The organism is Fluviibacter sp., assembly GCF_057744235.1.
In genome coordinates this window covers 1-17,584 of the sequence record NZ_JBIJFP010000006.1, presented here as the reverse complement: position 1 = coordinate 17,584, position 17,584 = coordinate 1, and the positions used below count along the sequence as shown (strand labels likewise).

Sequence of the window (17,584 nt, the reverse complement as noted above, 5' to 3'; positions counted from 1 at the left end):
ATCTTGCCAACTTTTCAGCCCCAGCATCGGGTCATTTCAAGTGCTTGATCCCAGGCACGCCAGGACCCAGCGGCAATGGCCCACCCGTGACGGAGTTCCCCATGGATTTGCAAGCCCGCGTCAAACGCCACTTTGAAGACAGTGCCCAAACCAAACTCAAGGCCGCCGAAACCCTGAGCGCACCAGTCGCCACCGCGATCGACACCATGGTCCAGGCGCTGATTGCCGGCGGCAAGATCCTGGCCTGCGGTAACGGCGGTTCGGCCGGCGATGCCCAGCACTTTGCCGCCGAACTGGTGGGCCGCTTCGAACGTGAGCGCCAGGAGCTGGCCGCCATCGCGCTGACCACCGATACCTCGATTATCACCGCTATCGCCAACGACTACGCCTACGATGTGGTGTTCTCCAAGCAGGTACGCGCGCTCGGCCATCCGGGCGATGTCCTGCTGGCCATCTCCACCTCCGGCAACTCGAAGAATGTCATCGAAGCCATCAGAGCCGCCCATGAGCACGACATGACAATCATCGCCCTCACCGGCAAAGGCGGCGGTCAGATCGGTGCCCTGCTGCGCGATGGTGATGTACATCTATGCGCCCCTGCGGACCGCACCGCCCGCACGCAGGAAACCCACCTCACCATCATTCACGCACTCTGTGATGGCATTGACGTCTCGTTACTCGGAGAAGACGCATGAAAGTACCCGCCAAGCGCACCATCGTCACAGCCCTGGCGGCTGTCTGCCTGACCACCCAGCTAACGGCCTGTATAGAAACGGCTATCATCGGTGCCGTGGCCGCGAGTGCGATCGTGCTGGCTGATCGTCGGTCCGTTGCCGCCTACTCCAAAGATGCCTGGATCGATATTCAGGCCGCTTCGCCACTGGGCGAGATTGGCTCGGCGAAAGACACCCACATCATCGCCAACGCCTTCAATGATCGGGTTTTGCTAACCGGTGAGGTGGCAACCGACGCCGATAAACAGAAGGCAACAGATGCCATCAAAGTCATTTCGGGTGTCAAAGGCGTGGACAATCAGCTGGTCGTTGGGCCGGTGACATCGCTCGCGGTTCGTAACAACGATAGCTTTATCACTTCCAAAGTGAAAGCACGTCTGGTGAATGACCAACCGGAGCTAGGCAACGCCATGAAGGTGGTTACCGAAAACAGTGTGGTTTACGTTTTCGGGATGCTGACACAAAGTGAGCTGGAGCGCGGCGTTGAGATTGTGCGCACCACGGCAGGCGTTCAGCGCGTCGTTAAAACCTCGTTAATCACCATCCTCGAAGAACCCAAGGCTCAGGCGCTGGATCAAAACGCCCGTGATGATGCCGCAAAAACTCAGGGGACAGTGACACCGCTACCTGGCGGTGATGCATCAACACCGCCGGTCACGCAGCCAACCACCCAGGCCGTCAATTAAAACCGCGTCACAAAGCCGCGGCCCAACGCCCGGGGATCAAACGCCCTGCAGCAAGCGGGCTTCGGCCGCAGACACTGCATTCGGGCTGCCCAACAAAACCACCACATCGCCTTCCTGGATGCGGGTCTCCGGACCCGGTTCGAGGCCACGAATGCCATGGCGACGAATGGCGCTGACCTCCACCTCTAGCAGCGCCAGGTCCTCCAGGCTTTGACCCACCGCGAAGGCCCCCGGTTCGATCATCACCGAAAACATGCGGGCGGACTCGGCATCGGTTTCTTCCGGTTGATCCGACATCCCCTTAAAGAACCCGCGCAATAACCGATAGCGGGCATTCCGGGCGTCGCGGGCACGGCGCATCACGCGATTGAGCGGCACGCCCATCAGCAGTAAGGCATGCGACCCCAGCATCAGGCTGGCTTCCTGGGCATCCGGTACCACCTCTGCCGCGCCCGCCGCCACCAGCCGCGGCAGATCCCGTTCGTCTTCCGTCCGGACTAATACCGGCAGATCTGGTCGCAACTCGCGGCAATAATGCAGAATCTTTTCGGCTGTCGGCGTATCAGCAAAGGTAATCACCACCACGCTGGCACGTTTGACCCCGGCGGCAATCAGCGTCTCGCGGCGACCGGCGTCACCAAAGATCACCGACTCGCCGCCCTTGGCGGCCTCCCGCACCCGTTCCGGATCCAGATCCAGCGCCACATAACCGATATGTTCCTGCGCCAGAATCCGGGCCAGCGACTGACCGCTGCGGCCAAAACCGCACAGGACCGCATGTTTCTGCGTTGCCAGGGATGCCGCCGCCAGCTGCGTCAGTTGCATGGAACGGGCCAGCCATTCCCCGGCCGAGAAGCGGATCACAATGCGATCACACCAATACACAATGATCGGCGCCAGCATCATCGAAATCAGCAATGCCGCCAGCACAACCTGAATAATCGGCCGTGGTGCCAGCCGCGCCGTGGCAATTTCCGTCAGCAGCACAAAGCCGAATTCACCACCGGCCGCCAACCAGAGCGCCGAACGCAAGGCGGTCGACTGACTGCCGCCAAACAGACGGGACAGGACAAACACCACGAGCGCCTTGATCAGCACTACGCCCACCACCAGGGCCAGGACCAGCCACAGGTTTTTCCAGATCACGGTCGGGTTCAGCATCATGCCGATCGTCACGAAAAAGAGCCCCATCAGCACATCCCGGAACGGCTTGATATCCTCTTCCACCTGATGCCGGTATTCGGTTTCGGCAATCAGCATGCCGGCCACAAAGGCCCCCAGAGCCAGTGAGAGCCCCGCTTCTTCCGTCACATAGGCCAATCCCAGCGTCACCAGCAGCACGTTGAGGACAAAGAGCTCGGAGGATTTACTGCGTGCCACCACATGAAACCAGCGACGCATCCACTTCTGGCCAAGGAATAGCACCACGCCAAGCACCAGACCGGCTTTGAGGAGCGCCACACCGACCTCCACCGCCATATCGGCGGCCGGCTGACCCAGTGCCGGAATCATGATCAGCAAAGGCACCACCAGCAGATCCTGCGCCAGCAATACGCCCATCACTTCGCGGCCATGCGGTGCCTGCAGCTCCCGGCGCTCGACCAGCAATTTAGACAGCACCGCCGTCGACGACATGGCCACGGCCCCCCCCAGCGCCAGTCCGGCCTGCCAGTTGAGTCCCGTCAACATGGCCAATCCACCGGTCACCGTCATCGTTACCAGCACCTGCGACATGCCAAAGCCGAACACCGTCTTGCGCATGGTAAACAGGCGCGCGAGTGAAAACTCCAGCCCGATCGAGAACATCAGGAAGACCACGCCGAACTCGGCCAGTGTATTGGCGGCCTTCACATTCTTCAGCAAAGACAGGGCATGCGGTCCGATCAGCAGCCCCACCAGCAGATAGCCGAACATCGGCGGCATATTGATCCGACGTACGAGGATCACGCCAAACACCGAGGCGGCAAGCAGCATCAGAACCAGAGACAACGTAGACATAAAGGCAGCGGGACCAGAGGACACCGGATCCACGAATCCGGTTTGTTATACTCGAACACAATCATACCTCTGCCGCATGACATGTCTGCACACCCAGCCGCCAGTGCTTTAAATAAATTCACCCCCGCCGACCGCGACAGTCTTCTCGCGCTGGCGCGAGGGGTGCTGCGCACCGAGGCCGAAGCCCTGCTGGATCTGGAGCCCCGCCTGGGCGACGCCTTTCTGGCGGCTGTGGCACTCATTCTGCACAGCCCGGGCCGGGTCATCGTCTCCGGGATGGGTAAATCCGGCCACGTTGCCCGCAAAATGGCCGCCACCCTGGCCTCCACGGGGACCCCCGCCTATTTTGTGCACCCGGCAGAAGCCAGCCATGGCGATCTCGGCATGATCACCGGTGCTGACGTCTTTCTGGCGCTCTCGTACTCCGGCGAAGCCGAAGAATTGCTGAGCATCCTGCCCGTATTACGCCGCCGCGGCACACGCGTCATTGCCCTGACCGGCAATCTCGATGCCACGCTGGCCCGGGAAGCCGATATCGCGCTTGACGGCAGTGTCGTGCGCGAGGCCTGTCCGCACAATCTGGCACCCACCGCCAGCACGACCGCGGCACTGGCCCTGGGCGATGCCCTGGCCGTCGCCCTGCTGCAGGCACGCGGTTTCAGTCCTGAGGATTTTGCCCAGTCGCACCCGGGTGGTGCGCTGGGGCGCCGTCTACTGACGCATGTCCGCGACGTCATGCATCCGGTCGCAGCACTCCCCGTGGTAACACCAACCAGCTCGCTGGCGGATGCCGTCCTCGCCATTTCACGCGGCGGACTAGGCATGACGGTGGTCTGCGACGCCGACAACCGGGTCCTCGGCATCTTTACGGACGGCGATTTACGCCGCGCCTTTGAAAGACAACTGAGCCTGCAAACCGTCTCCGTCAGTGATGTGATGACGGCCAACCCCAAAGCCATCCGCGCCGACAAACTGGCCGTTGAAGCCGTGGCGCTGATGGAGCAGTACCGCATCAATCAGCTGGTGGTCACTGACAACGCCGGCCACCTGCAAGGCGCACTGAACATGCATGATCTCTTCCGGGCCAAGGTTGTCTGATGTCGGACGCCGTCAAAAACCTCAAATTCATGGCCTTCGACGTCGATGGTGTCATGACGGATGGCACCCTCACCTTTCTGCCGGATGGTAGCGAAACCAAAACCTTCTATACCCTGGATGGTGCCGGCATCCGCATGCTGCAGAAATCCGGCATTATCGTCGGCTGGATCACCGGCCGCTCGTCGCCAGCCGTCGAACACCGCGCCCGCAATCTGGGCATCACCCACCTGGCGCAAGGCGTCAGCGACAAACGCACGGTTTACCACACCTGGCTGACCGAAGCCGGACTGGACTTCTCTCAAGCCGGCTTTATGGGAGATGATCTGATCGATCTGGCGGCCATGCAGGCCTGCGCCTTTGCTGCCGCCCCGGTCAATGCGGTCAAGGTGATTCGCGAGGCCGCGACGCTGGTCACTGAAGAACACGGCGGCCGCGGTGCCGTACGCACCGTCTGCGAATACATCCTGCAGGCCCAGGGCAAACTGGACGCCTTTCTGACCAGTGGTATTCACTAGAATGTTCTGGCGCGCCCACCCTAACGTTGCTCACCCGGTACTCAGGGATGTGCTGACAGCCGCCTTCCCCATCGGGCTTCTGGCAATTCTGGCTGCAATGTCCTACTGGCTAGCCGTTGTATCCTCGGCCGACCCGGTCGATGTGGGAGGCCGTTTCCGCCACGACCCGGACATGTTTGCCAAAGACTTTGATGCGGTCAGTTACGACAGCACCGGACAACGGAAAGCCGGCCTGCGAGGTCGCGAAGCACGCCATTTTCCGGATGACGAAACGTCGCTCATTCAAAGCCCCTTTCTTCAGAGATTTTATAACGCCGGTCCGGCAACCACCGTCACGGCAAACCAAGCCATCATCAATAGTGATGGGTCTGAAGTGGATCTGACGGGCGATGTCCGTGCCTTCCGCCCAGCGCAGAGCGGTAAAGCCGCCATCACCCTGACGGCACCGCACATGCGCGTGCTGGTCGATGAAGAGCGCGCGCGCACCCCCGGCTTTGCCCGCATTCAACAGGGTAGCTCCTGGATCAGTGGCACCGGCTTTGAGGCTGATAACGTCACCCAGACCTACCAGTTCCGTAGTGATGTGACCGGTTCCTACAAACGCTGATGATGAAGAGTTCTCGTTTCTTGCTGACGCTCTGTCTGATCAGCCTGATGGCCAACGGCCAGGCACTGGCTGATCGGAACGACGGTACCAAGCCGATGAACTTCAGCGCTCAGAGTGCCAACATGGACGATCTGCGCAAAACCTATCATTACGTTGGTAGCGTGCGCATGACTCAGGGGTCGCGTCTGTTGACCTCGGATAAGGTGAGCATCAAACAGGACGCAGCGGGCTTCACTAAAAGCATTGCCTATGGCTCCGCGCAGAAACCGGCCCACGTCAAACAGCGCGAGAACGATGGCAAAGGCTGGATGGAGGGCTGGGGTGAACGCATCGAATACGATGATCGTACCGACAAGTTCATTTTCTTCGACCAGGCTCATATCAAAACATCGACGGATGACGCCAAAGGCGATGTCATCATTTACGACAATGTGACCGAGCGCTATCAGATCCTGGCCAAAGGCCAGCCGATTCCGGATATCAACAAGGCACTGCCCGCACAAGCCGGCGTGGCACCGCATCCACCAAAACCCTCCGGCTGGACCCCAGCACCGAGCAAAGCCACCCTGCCAACAGACAGCGTGCCGCCCGTCAGCACGACGCCGGACGGACGCGCCAAAGCGGTCATCACCCCCGGCAAATAATCATCGGGGGTGTGAACCAACCCTCAATCCGGGCGATAGCACCAGGTCAGTTGGCGCCGATCCACCTCGGCAATGATTTCGGCCAATGCCTGTTCAACACGTGCTGCCGGACCATTGACGCCCAGCTCCAGATGGCGTCGCACGCCATCTTCCGTAAGCGATGGCAACGAAAAGAGTTTCAGATCCGGATACGCCGCTACAATGCGCTCCATCAGATCCAGCAGCGCACTTTCATAGGCGCCCTCTCCCGTCAGCAGAATCGCCCGATCCACATCCGGCGCCGTGCTGAAGTAGGCACGGTAGTAGGTATCGAGCACCCATGCCAGCATCGGATGCGCCATCTGCGGAAAACCCGGCACAAAGTAGTGCTGATACATCATGAAGCCCGGGATGCGGTTAAACGGGTTCGGAATAATCGCCGAGCCCACCGGGAACGTGCCCAGCAACAGACGTTGCTGCGTCACGTCCTCGGCGGCAAAACGGGCGCGGATTTCTCGCTCGGCATCCGGATGCAGGGCGAGCCCCACGCCAAATGCCTCTGCCGCGGCCTGCCGGGTATGGTCATCCGGCGTATTACCGATCCCGCCAAAAGAAAACACCACATCACCCGCCGCACGGGTGCGCTCGAAAACCGACGCCAGGCGCGCACGGTCATCGCCCAGATACTCGACCCAGGACAACCGCAAACCACGCGCCGCCATCACCCCGGCCAGCCAGCTGAAATGCTTGTCCGTCCGCTTGCCGGACAGAATCTCGTCTCCAATAATCACCGCGCCAAATGTTGGCGTCTTGTGTTCCGGGTTAGGCACAGAGGGTTTCATGGCAGACTTTCACGGATTGTTTTTGTACTTGAGCGCATCACGACTTCACCTTCAACCACCTCGCCGGCGCCATCCGACTGACCACGCACCAGGCTCAGCGCTTCCAGCGCCGCGACGGCAAACATCAGCGCCGTAAACGAGGCCGCAAAAAAACCGAGAATCGGAATGTGCGCCATGAGCGCCCCAACCGCCCCCAGCACCAGGAAGCTGCCGCGAAAGCGTTTGCGGATGGCCGCCAGCTCCGTGTCATTGGCAAAATTGGTCAGCGCATCAAAGGACAGGGTTCGTGCATTGAACCAGGCCAGCCAGCCCACCGGCAGCACAAAGGCCAGCCCCGGCACCAGCCAGAGCGGCAGGGTCAACAGCCAGCCGGCCAGATATACGGCGGTACAGAACGTACTGACCCAGGCCGACTGTAGGACCCGATCCGAGCCGTGACGTCGTAATTGCGGATACGTGCTCTGGCCCAACCAGGCAGTGAGCTGCCCGACGATCAGCAAGCCTGAAACCAATGCCGCCAGCCCGTAACTGATGGCAAACAGCATCAACCAGGCCGCGACCCAGGCAAAAACATCCGCCACACCGGTCCAGCCGATACTCACCAACCAGGAGGCCGGTGCCATGCTCAGAAATTGTGCTGACAAAGGCTGCAAGGCCGTCACCAGCAACAGCACCAGGCTGCCCACGGCAATAGCCACCGGGATGGACAACAACTTCCACAGGGCCGGGTTACGCACCGCGGTCAGGCTGCGCCAGAACACCCGTGTCACAAATACCAGATCCAATCCGCTTTCCTTTCTAGGCATGGCTCAACTGCTGCCATGCTTTTTCCAGACGCTTCACCGACACCGGCAAAGGCGTTTTTAATTCCTGCGCAAACAGACTGACCCGCAACTCTTCGAGTTGCCAGCGAAACTGGTTCAACCGGTCATCCTGCACGCCATGACGCGCCAGATCACGCGCCCGCCGCTTATAAGACTGCCACAAATGGGTCCATTCAGCGAGTGCCGCCTGATCACGCGTCAGCGCTGCTGTCCCACCGCTTTTAAGACGATCCAGCCGGATACTATGCGCCTTGAGATACCGCGGCACGTGCTGCAAATGCTCCCGGTCGATCTCGCGTACAAAGCGCGGTGTGATCAGACGATTCAAATGGGCATCGATATCGGTCACCACCGCCGGCCAGGCTTTGGCCGTCAGCAATTTTTTCCGCAGGCTCGTCCACTCATCCAGAATCTGGCGCACCAGGCGCACCCGTTCCTGAATCAGCAAACCCAAGCGCTCCCGCCCCCGCTGAGCCGCTGCCGAAAAGGCTGCTGCATCACGCGGCCACTCGGCCTCTTTATCCGACAAGCAGGCTTGTTGTAGTGCTGCCCACAAAATCTGCTGGACCAGCGCTGCGACATCACCCAGTGGCATAAAACGCATGCCGAGCTCGCTATCTTTACGCAACTGCTTTTCGAAACCTTTCCAGGGTTCATGCAACGCCAGGGCAAAGAGGCGCAGCAAGCCCTGCCGATGGACCTGTCTGGCCGCGTCCGGCGAATCATAAACCCGGATGGAGACCGATTCGCCATCGTCTTGCAGCGCCGGGTAGCCAGTGACCGTCTGACCATCCACCACGAGCTCCATGAGCTCCGGCAGCGCGCCGAAACTCCAACTCGTGATACCCGCAGTCTGCCTCCCGGCAGTCGTCACATCACCGGTCGGTACCGACTCACGAATCGCCGCATCGTCGGGCACTGAATGCGACAGAGGGTTGTGGGCCTGCACCGCAGCCTGCGCCGATGCACTGAAGGCCTGCCGCGCCTCCTGCGCCCAGCGGGCGCGTAATTCACTCAGGCTGCGTGACTGATCCCGTTGCCGGCCATCGGCATCGACCAGACGGAAGTTCATGCGCAAATGGGCCGGCAGGGACTCCGGTGCAAAGGCATCCGGCGTCAACGTCCAGCCACGCGCATTCAAACCGCGCTCGAACAGTATGTGATGCATCAGCGCCGCCAGCAACCCTGTCCGGCCTTGATCGCGCTTTTCGCCCGTTGCGGCATGTGCCGCGATGAACTCGTCGGCGAATGTCGGTAACGGCACCAGCTTACTGCGATAAAGCTGTGGCAGCTGTTTAAGGAGTTGCAACACCTTGTCGCGCAGCAGACCTGGCACCAGCCACTCGCAGGCATCCGGCGAGAGACGGTTCAGGTGGGCCAGTGGCAACGTCAGCGTCACACCATCATCGGATGCACCGGGCGCAAAATGATACGACAGATCGTAGCGCGCGCCACCGATCTCGATCTCCGGCGGAAAGTTATCCGTCGTCACACCACCGGCCTCATGGCGCATCAGGCCATCACGGTCCAGATACAGGCATTTCGGATGCGCTTTTTCCGCCTCACGCCGCCAGGCATCAAAACCGGCACCGTTCACGATATCGGCGGGGATACGGGCATCGTAAAAAGCCTCGATCAGGGCATCATCGACCAGCACATCCTGGCGCCGCTGTTTATGCTCGAGCTGTTCGATCTCGGCAATCAGCTTCTGATTGTGCTTATAGAACGGCCAGCGATTGACCCAGGCCGCATCAATCTCGCCGGCGACCAGGCCTTCCCGGATAAAAATCTCGCGTGAGGCCGCCGGATCCAGCGGACCGAAATGCACGCGGCGTTTAGCCTGCAGCGTCAGACCGTAGAGCGTGGTGCGTTCATTGGCCACCACCTGCATGGCTTTCTTTTCCCAATGCGGTTCGCTGTAACTCCGGCGAACCAGATGTGCACCGATCTGCTCGATCCATTCCGGATTGACGCGCGCCACACACCTTGCGAATAGACGCGAAGTTTCTGCCAACTCCGCCGCCACCAGCCACTTGCCGGCTTTCTTTTGCAGATAAGAACCCGGATGCACGACAAAACGTACCCCGCGTGCGCCCAGATAATCGCCCTTCTCTTCCGACTTGCAACCGATGTTACCGAGCAGGCCGGTGAGCAGGGCACGATGAATCTGCTCATAGGTCGCCGGCGCGTTATTGAACTTCCAGCCAAGTTCGGCAGCCAGCGTATGCAGCTGGCCATGAATATCCCGCCATTCGCGCAAGCGCAGAATCGATAGAAAGTTTTTCTGGCAGAGCTGCGTCAGCTTGCGCGACGAATGGTGTTTCATCGCCTCGTCATACCAGGCCCAGAGTTTGAGCCAGGCCGTAAACTCCGACGTCTCTTCCGGGCCGAACATAATCCGCCGATGCGCCTCGTCGGCGGCCTGCTGTTGCTCCGGCGGTCGCAAACGCGGGTCCTGCGCGCCCAGCGCACTGGCAATAATCATCAGCTCCGTCAGACACTGGTTTTCGCGCGCCGCCAGCACCATACGCCCCAGCCGCGGATCGAGCGGCAAGCGCGCCAGATCGCGGCCACTGTGCGTCAGTTGCTGTCGCCCATCGGCAGCAACCGCCACCGCACCCAACTCCTGCAGCAGCAGCAAACCATCCTTGATGGCCTTATCGGGCGGCGGCTCGATAAACGGAAACTGCGTCACATCGCCGAGCTTCAGATCCAGCATGCGCAAAATCACGCTGGCCAGGGATGAGCGCAATATCTCCGGGTCAGTAAATTCACTGCGCGCTTCGAAATCCTGCTCATCATAGAGCCGGATACAGATGCCATCGGCCACCCGGCCGCATCGACCGGCCCGCTGGCGCGCCGCGGCCCGCGAGATTTTTTCGATCTGCAGCTGTTCCACCTTGCTGCGGTAGGAATAGCGCTTGACCCGCGCCAGGCCGCTGTCGATCACATAGCGAATACCCGGCACCGTCAGTGAGGTTTCCGCCACGTTCGTGGCCAGGATCACTCGGCGGCCGCTATGTCCGCGGAAAACACGGTCCTGTTCTTCGGCCGACAACCGCGAATACAACGGCAGAATTTCGGTATGGGGCGGATGCCGCTTGCGCAGGACTTCTGCCGTTTCACGGATTTCCCGTTCTCCGGGCAGGAAGACGAGGATGTCACCGCTGCCCTGACTCTGCCCGACTCGGGATAACTCATCCACGGCATCGCTGATGGCGTCGTAGAGTCGATCCTCATCTGCTTCGCGCTCCTCGCGGGCACTGCGCTCGCTACGTTCTCCGCGCTCCGATGCGGCACCGGGCTTGGCACTCATGCCATTGTTGCTACCCGATCGGTCCCGCGGATCCTCGATCGGGCGCCAGCGCACCTCCACCGGATACAGCCGCCCCGAGACCTCAATCACCGGTGCCGCTTTACCGTCCAGGGCAAAGTGCTGCGCAAAGCGCTCGGCATCAATCGTCGCCGATGTAATAATCACTTTCAGATCTTTGCGTTTCAGTAGCAAGCGCTTCAGATACCCCAGCAGAAAGTCGATGTTGAGGCTGCGTTCATGCGCCTCATCAATGATGATCGTGTCGTAAGCCTTGAGGAGCGGATCCTGTTGCGACTCGGCCAGCAGAATGCCATCGGTCATCAGCTTGACCAGTGAATCTGCCGCTGTCCGATCCTGAAAACGCACTTTGACACCCACGCCTTCACCGACCCGGGTATCGAGCTCTTCGGCCACACGCCGGGCGACGGAGCGCGCCGCCAGGCGTCGTGGCTGCGTATGACCGATCAGCCCATGCACGCCGCGCCCCAGTTCCAGACAGATCTTGGGTAACTGGGTGGTTTTACCCGACCCGGTCTCACCGCACACAATCACCACCGGGTGCGCGGCAATAGCTGCGGCAATCTCCTCTTTACGGCCACTGACCGGCAACGCTTCGGGAAACGTAATTTTCCCAGCCATCTGCGCCAGACGGGCCTCGCGTGCCACAATTTTGGCGGCCTGCCGTGCGCCATGCGGTGTGATCTGCGATGCTGCTCGCGCGTCTCCCGGTTGAGACGCGTTGGCATGAGACGGTGTGGCTTTCATAGGCTGTATTTTAGCGGCCGCAGGCGCTCTGACACGATGCGATCAGGTAAAATACAACGCAATATTTTTCTTTCTGCGACCCCATCGTGAGCCAAGCCCCACGCACGCCCTCCGCCGCCAAGGCCACCGCAACCGCGGAACATACGCCTGCCACCAACTTTCTGGTGCACGTGGTCGAACAGGATCTGGCCGACGGCAAATATGCCGATCGCCACTGGTCTGGTCACCCAGGCCCGGCAGCACAACAGCAAAGCGGACCGCTCGACCCTGCCGCCATCCGCACACGCTTTCCACCAGAGCCCAACGGCTATCTGCATTTTGGTCATGCCAAGTCGATCTGCCTGAACTTCGGCCTGGCCGAGCGCTTCGGTGGTGCCTGCCACATGCGCTTTGACGACACCAATCCGACCAAGGAAGAGCAGGAGTACGTCGATTCGATTATCGAATCCGTCAAATGGCTGGGCTTTGGCTGGCAGTTCCAGAACGAAACCAATCTATATTTCGCCTCCGACTACTTTGACTTCCTCTATGGCTTTGCCGAAAAGCTCATCGAAGCCGGGCATGCCTATGTGGATGAACAAAGTGCCGATGACATCCGTCTGAACCGCGGCACGCTGACGCAACCTGGCACCAACTCGCCATGGCGCGATCGCCCGGCTGCCGAGAGCCTGGATCTGTTCCGCCGCATGAAAGCCGGGGAGTTTACCGATGGCAGCCTGGTACTGCGCCTGAAAATCGACATGGCGTCCAGCAACATGAATCTGCGTGACCCGCTGGCCTATCGTATCCGTCATGCGCATCACCACCGCACCGGCAACGCCTGGTGCATCTATCCGCTGTACGACTTCACCCACGGTGTCTCGGATAGCCTGGAAAACATCACGCACTCCATCTGTACGCTGGAGTTCGAATCCCATCGACCGCTCTATGACTGGCTGAACGAGCGCCTGGCCGAGCTGGGTTGCCTCAACACGCCGCTGCCGCGCCAGTACGAATTCTCACGCCTGAACCTGACGTACGTCGTGCTCTCCAAACGTAAGCTGATCCAGCTGGTGGATGAAGGCCACGTGCAGGGTTGGGATGATCCGCGGATGCCCTCGCTGGTCGGTGCCCGCCGCCGTGGTTATACCCCGGCCGGTTTCCGTCTGTTTGCCGAGCGCATCGGTGTGTCGCGCTCGGATTCGCTGATTGACTACAGCGTCCTCGAAGACTGCATGCGCGAGGACCTCAACCTGGCCGCCGAACGCCGCATCGCCGTGCTCGACCCGATCAAACTGGTGCTGACCAATTACCCGGAAGGTCAGTCCGAAATCTGTCACGCGCCAAACCATCCGCTGAAGCCGGAGCTCGGCAAACGCGATCTGCCGTTCTCGCGTGAGCTCTGGATCGAACGCGAAGACTTTGCCGAAGTGCCCCCCAAAGGCTTCCATCGTCTCTATCCGGGCAACAAGGTACGCCTGCGCTACGGTTACGTCATTGAATGTACAGGTTGCGAGAAGGATGCCGATGGTAATGTGACCACAGTATACGCCACCACCTTCGAAGACTCGAAGAGCGGCACCCCCGGGGCCGACAACTACAAGGTCAAGGGCAACAGCCACTGGCTCTCCGTAGCACATGCCTGTGCCGCCGAAGTGCGCATGGTTGATCGCCTGTTCGCACGCCCCAACCCAGGCGGCAAGCTCCCTGACACACCGGAAGGCGTGGAACGTGATTTCCTTGAGGATCTCAACCCCAACAGCATCGCCACCATTCAGGCTCAGGTAGAAGGCGGTCTGACGGATGTGACACCGGAAACCGTGCTCCAGTTCGAACGGCATGGTTACTTTGTGGCGGACCGTTTCGACACACAACCGGGTAAACCGGTCTTCAACCGTACCGTGACCCTGCGGGATTCCTGGGGCAAGGCCTGAAGCCTGCAACCTTCAAGGCGCTTAGAACTGTTCGTCCGGCCCCAGTAAGCGCCACTGCCCCACTGGCAAGTTACCCAGTTTGACCTTGCCGATGCGAATGCGTTTGAGGCCAATCACCTTGATGCCAACCAGCTCGCACATGCGACGGATCTGACGTTTACGCCCTTCACGAAGTACGAAGCGCAACTGATCTTCGTTCTGCCAGTTCACCTTGGCCGGGCGCAATTTTTTGCCGTCGAGAGACAAGCCGTGGTTGAGTAATTTCAGCCCATCCGGCGCCAGGCGACCAGAAACCCGCACCAGGTACTCCTTATCCACGTTGGAATCATCGCCGATCAGATGTCGGGCAATACGTCCATCCTGCGTCATCACCAGCAGGCCGGTTGAATCCACATCCAGTCGACCGGCCGGTGCCAGATTGCGCAGCATGCCATGCGCGAAAGGCTGTTGCCGGAGCGTGGGATCTTCAGACCAACGCGAAGCCCCGCCAATGAGCTGTACGGCTGGCGTACAGCCAGGTTCCGGCTGCCCAGAGACATAGCCTACCGGCTTATGCAGCAGAATCGTGGCGCGCCGGGCCTGGGCGCTTTGCGCCGATTGCTTGAGTTCGATACGCACATCGGGCAACACCTTCGTACCCAGGGTGTCGACCACGGCACCATCCACCAGCACCCAACCGCGCTCGATATAGCTATCGGCCTCGCGACGCGAGCAGAGCCCGCGCTCGGCCATCAGCTTTGAGAGGCGGACAGGTTCAGTCATGCAACTGGAATTATTTTGTGCCCAAGAGTTCGACTTCAAAGACTAGCGTTGCATTTGGCGGAATCACACCACCGGCACCACGGGCACCGTAGCCGAGTTCCGGCGGAATCGTCAGCTTGCGTTTGCCGCCAACTTTCATACCGACCACGCCCTGATCCCAGCCTTTGATGACCATGCCCTGACCCAGCGGGAAGACGAACGGATCATTACGATCCTTGCTCGAATCAAACTTCTGGCCATCCGTCAGCCAGCCGGTGTAATGCACGGTGACCATCTGACCCGATTGTGCCTCAGCACCGGTACCGACTTCCAGATCTTCAATTTTCAACGACGACATCTTCTTCCTTTCAGAGCACGCGCTCAATACACCCCCCAGGCCAAGTGCCAGGGATCCTTTTAAAGTCTTTGACAGAAATAGACGGCGGTTCATCAGCAGGCACACCCATCATGCGATTTCGGTGCGCCTTCGGCATCCGGACCTTCGATCAGTACATAGGCCAGTGCAGCATCCATCGTTTGTGCATGCTGGTTGAACCAGGGAACCAGCTCTTCGGCCAGACGACGGCCTATGGCGTAATCACCACCGGCCACCATACTGCGCACCTGCTGCACAATCGCCAGAACCCGATCATGCTCGCCGATGTGGCAGCCTTTGGGTGGGAAATTGGTGCTTTCCATCCAATCCCGTTCCTGGTCGAAATGCGCCACCGTATGCGCAATGAACTGATCCACGGCGGCCAGCATCTCTTCATCGGGCACAGCAAGCATGTGGTTGATCTCGGCGATAAACTCATGGTGTGTCTCATCCATCTGCGGATGATTCAACGTCCATGCCTCCTGCCAGGGGATTGGCTTTACCGTCTGTGGCATTGTTGTTGCGTTTGTCATGAGCGCATTATCGCATGGTCCATCAAACGCCCGGCAGCCACCAACCCAAATACCGCCGTCACCGTGACCAGTGAGCCATAGCCGGCACAGGCCAACGGGGCACCGCCAGCTGGGTCAAAGGGTGCACAAGCCGCACCTTCCTGCAACGGGCGTTTCACGGCCTCCGTTGAAAAGACGGCTTCGATGCCGAAGCGGGATTTCTTGTTACCGGCGCATTTGCCTGAACTCGCGGGCTTTAACTGCCCGGCCGGAAAGCCATGATCACGGCGCAAACCGGTGCGCACCTTCGCCAGCAAAGGATCCTGCGTGGTTTCGCTCAGATCGGCCACCTGCACCCGTTCAGCGCGCAACTTGCCGCCGGCGGCTCCACAGGTCACCACGTGTTGCCGATGGCGCTTGCACCAGGCCAGCAAGGCCACCTTGGCCGCGACCTGATCTATCGCATCCAGCACCAGCGTGTGCGGATCTGTGCCTATAACCTCAGCCACATTGTCCGGCGTCAGAAAATCATCGACACAGTGCACGACACAGGCCGGATTAATCAACGCAATGCGTTCTGCCATCGCCTCGACCTTGGCTTGCCCCAGGCTGGGTGCAAGGGCATGGAGCTGGCGATTAAAGTTGGATTCGGCCACATGATCCAGATCCACCAGTGTCAGCCGTCCAACGCCACTGCGCGCCAGCGCTTCAGCGGCCCAGGAACCCACGCCGCCGATACCGATCACGATGGCGTGCGCGGACGAAAGGCGATTCAGTGCCGTTTCACCATACAGGCGGTTGATACCACCAAATCGTCGCTCTGGGCGCGGCAGATCGATAGAATCCGTCATCAGGTCGTTAAAAGGCCATCAGGCAGTTACCGCCTTTTTCTCTGCCTGCTGCTTCCAGTAGGCCAGGCCCTGGGCATTCAGATCCAGGTCCGTCGCAAAAATCGCTTTCAGTTCGGCATCCGGCAATATACAGCCATGCGCGCGCACCTCTTTGAGCAAGTACGCGGTCATCGCTGTCTCAATGGCCTGTTTACGCGCATCGCCTTCGCCGGCCGCCCTATTCGTCATATCCACAAAGGCATCGATGTGACGATGCAGATCGTCGGCCAGTTTATCCACTTCCGTCACCCGACTATAATGCGTCAGGTAAATGCCCGATGGCTTGAATGAGCGCATCAGTTCAATCGAGGCATGCATCGCATCCGGCTCAAAATTAACCGGCGTAGTTGTTGGGAAAATAAAGGCCTTACCGTCGACATCCAGTTCTCGATAAGACAAACCGAAAGTGTCGCCGGAAAAAATACCTTTGGCCGTATGATCCACGATGCTGATGTGATGGCGGGCATGACCCGGGGTATCCAGTATCTCGAGCGTCCGCTGGCCCAGGGCCAGCATGTCGCCATGGTTGCCGATCTGTACACGGGCCTCGGCTATCGGCAACAGATCCCCATAGAGACGCTTCGCCGTTTCCTTGCCATAGACCACTTCCACACCCGCATAGAGTTTGCTCGGGTCAATCATATGGCGCGCACCGCGCTCATGCACCACCAGTCGGGCATTCGGTAATTTGGACATAAATAGGCCGGCACCACCCGCATGATCCAGATGCACATGGGTCAGGATCAGCCACTTTACGTCTTCCGGCTTGCGGCCCATCTTGGTCAAAGCGGATTCAACCTGAGGCCAGGAATCGTTATGCGCACAATCAACAATAGCCACTTCACCCGAATCCTCAATGAGGTGGATGGCATCCAGGATCGGACGGACATAATCCGAATCCACTGCATAAATACCGTTCTTATAGTCGATCATGAACCGCTCCGGGCAGAAACGTTGAAGCTTAGAAAGCTTGAAGGCATCAAAGAAGAAGAGCAGAGATGATAAATCAAGCGCACCAAAGTAAAAACCCCATCCCTCTAAAGTGGAGGGATGGGGTTTTTAGAATGGGGTGCCTGGCGGTGACCTACTTTCGCGAGCGAAGTGCTCACTATCATTGGCGCTCACTCGTTTCACGGTCCTGTTC

General features: G+C 59.7%; 16 protein-coding genes. 7 read left to right on the top strand and 9 right to left on the bottom strand.

What is annotated here, in order from left to right; all coding sequences use genetic code 11:
* Nucleotides 1-101: 101 nt before the first annotated feature.
* Nucleotides 102-695, top strand: coding sequence for a phosphoheptose isomerase (locus AC3GOJ_RS04875; protein ID WP_488236344.1), 594 nt, complete (start codon nucleotides 102-104; stop codon nucleotides 693-695).
* Nucleotides 692-1,420: a BON domain-containing protein gene (locus AC3GOJ_RS04870; protein WP_488236343.1), complete on the top strand. Its 729-nt coding sequence runs from the start codon at nucleotides 692-694 to the stop codon at nucleotides 1,418-1,420. Before AC3GOJ_RS04875 ends, AC3GOJ_RS04870 begins: the two co-directional genes overlap by 4 nt.
* Nucleotides 1,421-1,456: 36 nt before the next feature.
* On the opposite strand, the gene AC3GOJ_RS04865 is transcribed toward AC3GOJ_RS04870, so the two are convergent.
* Nucleotides 1,457-3,418 carry a monovalent cation:proton antiporter family protein gene (locus AC3GOJ_RS04865; RefSeq protein WP_488236342.1) on the bottom strand — a complete coding sequence of 654 codons (1,962 nt, stop codon included), beginning with the start codon at nucleotides 3,416-3,418 and terminating at the stop codon, nucleotides 1,457-1,459.
* Nucleotides 3,419-3,499: 81 nt separating this feature from the next.
* On the opposite strand from AC3GOJ_RS04865, the gene AC3GOJ_RS04860 reads away from it, so the two are divergent.
* From AC3GOJ_RS04860 to lptA, 4 genes are read left to right on the top strand one after another with little or no spacing between them, the layout of a single operon-like run.
* Nucleotides 3,500-4,516, top strand: coding sequence for a KpsF/GutQ family sugar-phosphate isomerase (locus AC3GOJ_RS04860; RefSeq protein ID WP_488236341.1), 1,017 nt, complete (start codon nucleotides 3,500-3,502; stop codon nucleotides 4,514-4,516).
* Nucleotides 4,516-5,031 carry a KdsC family phosphatase gene (locus tag AC3GOJ_RS04855; RefSeq protein ID WP_488236340.1) on the top strand — a complete coding sequence of 172 codons (516 nt, stop codon included), beginning with the start codon at nucleotides 4,516-4,518 and terminating at the stop codon, nucleotides 5,029-5,031. The genes AC3GOJ_RS04860 and AC3GOJ_RS04855 overlap by 1 nt, the downstream gene beginning before the upstream one ends.
* Nucleotide 5,032: 1 nt before the next feature.
* The gene (gene lptC / locus AC3GOJ_RS04850; RefSeq protein WP_488236339.1) at nucleotides 5,033-5,638 is read left to right on the top strand and encodes an LPS export ABC transporter periplasmic protein LptC; all 606 of its coding nucleotides are present in this window, start codon (nucleotides 5,033-5,035) and stop codon (nucleotides 5,636-5,638) included.
* Complete coding sequence (gene lptA / locus AC3GOJ_RS04845) at nucleotides 5,638-6,282, top strand: lipopolysaccharide transport periplasmic protein LptA (RefSeq protein WP_488236338.1); 645 nt, start codon at nucleotides 5,638-5,640, stop codon at nucleotides 6,280-6,282. The genes lptC and lptA overlap by 1 nt, the downstream gene beginning before the upstream one ends.
* 23 nt (nucleotides 6,283-6,305) lie before the next feature.
* On the opposite strand, the gene AC3GOJ_RS04840 is transcribed toward lptA, so the two are convergent.
* From AC3GOJ_RS04840 to hrpA, 3 genes are read right to left on the bottom strand one after another with little or no spacing between them, the layout of a single operon-like run.
* Nucleotides 6,306-7,103 (bottom strand): competence/damage-inducible protein A, encoded by a 798-nt coding sequence (locus tag AC3GOJ_RS04840; protein WP_488236337.1) that lies wholly within the window; start codon nucleotides 7,101-7,103, stop codon nucleotides 6,306-6,308.
* On the bottom strand, nucleotides 7,100-7,909 hold the full coding sequence (locus AC3GOJ_RS04835) for an EI24 domain-containing protein (protein WP_488236336.1): 810 nt from the start codon (nucleotides 7,907-7,909) through the stop codon (nucleotides 7,100-7,102). Before AC3GOJ_RS04835 ends, AC3GOJ_RS04840 begins: the two co-directional genes overlap by 4 nt.
* Nucleotides 7,902-12,008, bottom strand: a complete 4,107-nt coding sequence (gene hrpA, locus AC3GOJ_RS04830; RefSeq protein ID WP_488236335.1) for an ATP-dependent RNA helicase HrpA — start codon at nucleotides 12,006-12,008, stop codon at nucleotides 7,902-7,904. Before hrpA ends, AC3GOJ_RS04835 begins: the two co-directional genes overlap by 8 nt.
* Nucleotides 12,009-12,094: 86 nt before the next feature.
* On the opposite strand from hrpA, the gene AC3GOJ_RS04825 reads away from it, so the two are divergent.
* Nucleotides 12,095-13,921, top strand: a complete 1,827-nt coding sequence (locus AC3GOJ_RS04825) for a glutamine--tRNA ligase/YqeY domain fusion protein (protein ID WP_488236334.1) — start codon at nucleotides 12,095-12,097, stop codon at nucleotides 13,919-13,921.
* A gap of 21 nt (nucleotides 13,922-13,942) precedes the next feature.
* Here the strand turns inward: AC3GOJ_RS04825 and AC3GOJ_RS04820 are convergent, their stop codons facing one another.
* From AC3GOJ_RS04820 to AC3GOJ_RS04800, 5 genes are all read right to left on the bottom strand, one after another.
* Nucleotides 13,943-14,683, bottom strand: a complete 741-nt coding sequence (locus tag AC3GOJ_RS04820) for a pseudouridine synthase (protein WP_488236333.1) — start codon at nucleotides 14,681-14,683, stop codon at nucleotides 13,943-13,945.
* A gap of 10 nt (nucleotides 14,684-14,693) precedes the next feature.
* Complete coding sequence (locus AC3GOJ_RS04815; RefSeq protein WP_488236332.1) at nucleotides 14,694-15,020, bottom strand: FKBP-type peptidyl-prolyl cis-trans isomerase; 327 nt, start codon at nucleotides 15,018-15,020, stop codon at nucleotides 14,694-14,696.
* Nucleotides 15,021-15,112: 92 nt separating this feature from the next.
* Nucleotides 15,113-15,571: a hemerythrin domain-containing protein gene (locus AC3GOJ_RS04810; RefSeq protein ID WP_488236331.1), complete on the bottom strand. Its 459-nt coding sequence runs from the start codon at nucleotides 15,569-15,571 to the stop codon at nucleotides 15,113-15,115.
* The gene (locus tag AC3GOJ_RS04805) at nucleotides 15,568-16,401 is read right to left on the bottom strand and encodes a tRNA threonylcarbamoyladenosine dehydratase (protein ID WP_488236330.1); all 834 of its coding nucleotides are present in this window, start codon (nucleotides 16,399-16,401) and stop codon (nucleotides 15,568-15,570) included. The genes AC3GOJ_RS04810 and AC3GOJ_RS04805 overlap by 4 nt, the downstream gene beginning before the upstream one ends.
* Before the next feature lie 18 nt (nucleotides 16,402-16,419).
* Nucleotides 16,420-17,373, bottom strand: a complete 954-nt coding sequence (locus tag AC3GOJ_RS04800; protein WP_488236329.1) for an MBL fold metallo-hydrolase — start codon at nucleotides 17,371-17,373, stop codon at nucleotides 16,420-16,422.
* Between the last annotated feature and the right edge of the window lie 211 nt (nucleotides 17,374-17,584).

Coding starts and splice junctions, on each gene's coding strand:
- AC3GOJ_RS04875 (WP_488236344.1), top strand. CDS start 102: ATGGATTTGCAAGCCCGCGTCAAACGCCACTTTGAAGACAGTGCCCAA.
- AC3GOJ_RS04870 (WP_488236343.1), top strand. CDS start 692: ATGAAAGTACCCGCCAAGCGCACCATCGTCACAGCCCTGGCGGCTGTC.
- AC3GOJ_RS04865 (WP_488236342.1), bottom strand. CDS start 3,418: ATGTCTACGTTGTCTCTGGTTCTGATGCTGCTTGCCGCCTCGGTGTTT.
- AC3GOJ_RS04860 (WP_488236341.1), top strand. CDS start 3,500: ATGTCTGCACACCCAGCCGCCAGTGCTTTAAATAAATTCACCCCCGCC.
- AC3GOJ_RS04855 (WP_488236340.1), top strand. CDS start 4,516: ATGTCGGACGCCGTCAAAAACCTCAAATTCATGGCCTTCGACGTCGAT.
- lptC (WP_488236339.1), top strand. CDS start 5,033: ATGTTCTGGCGCGCCCACCCTAACGTTGCTCACCCGGTACTCAGGGAT.
- lptA (WP_488236338.1), top strand. CDS start 5,638: ATGATGAAGAGTTCTCGTTTCTTGCTGACGCTCTGTCTGATCAGCCTG.
- AC3GOJ_RS04840 (WP_488236337.1), bottom strand. CDS start 7,103: ATGAAACCCTCTGTGCCTAACCCGGAACACAAGACGCCAACATTTGGC.
- AC3GOJ_RS04835 (WP_488236336.1), bottom strand. CDS start 7,909: ATGCCTAGAAAGGAAAGCGGATTGGATCTGGTATTTGTGACACGGGTG.
- hrpA (WP_488236335.1), bottom strand. CDS start 12,008: ATGAAAGCCACACCGTCTCATGCCAACGCGTCTCAACCGGGAGACGCG.
- AC3GOJ_RS04820 (WP_488236333.1), bottom strand. CDS start 14,683: ATGACTGAACCTGTCCGCCTCTCAAAGCTGATGGCCGAGCGCGGGCTC.
- AC3GOJ_RS04815 (WP_488236332.1), bottom strand. CDS start 15,020: ATGTCGTCGTTGAAAATTGAAGATCTGGAAGTCGGTACCGGTGCTGAG.
- AC3GOJ_RS04810 (WP_488236331.1), bottom strand. CDS start 15,571: ATGACAAACGCAACAACAATGCCACAGACGGTAAAGCCAATCCCCTGG.
- AC3GOJ_RS04805 (WP_488236330.1), bottom strand. CDS start 16,401: ATGACGGATTCTATCGATCTGCCGCGCCCAGAGCGACGATTTGGTGGT.
- AC3GOJ_RS04800 (WP_488236329.1), bottom strand. CDS start 17,373: ATGATCGACTATAAGAACGGTATTTATGCAGTGGATTCGGATTATGTC.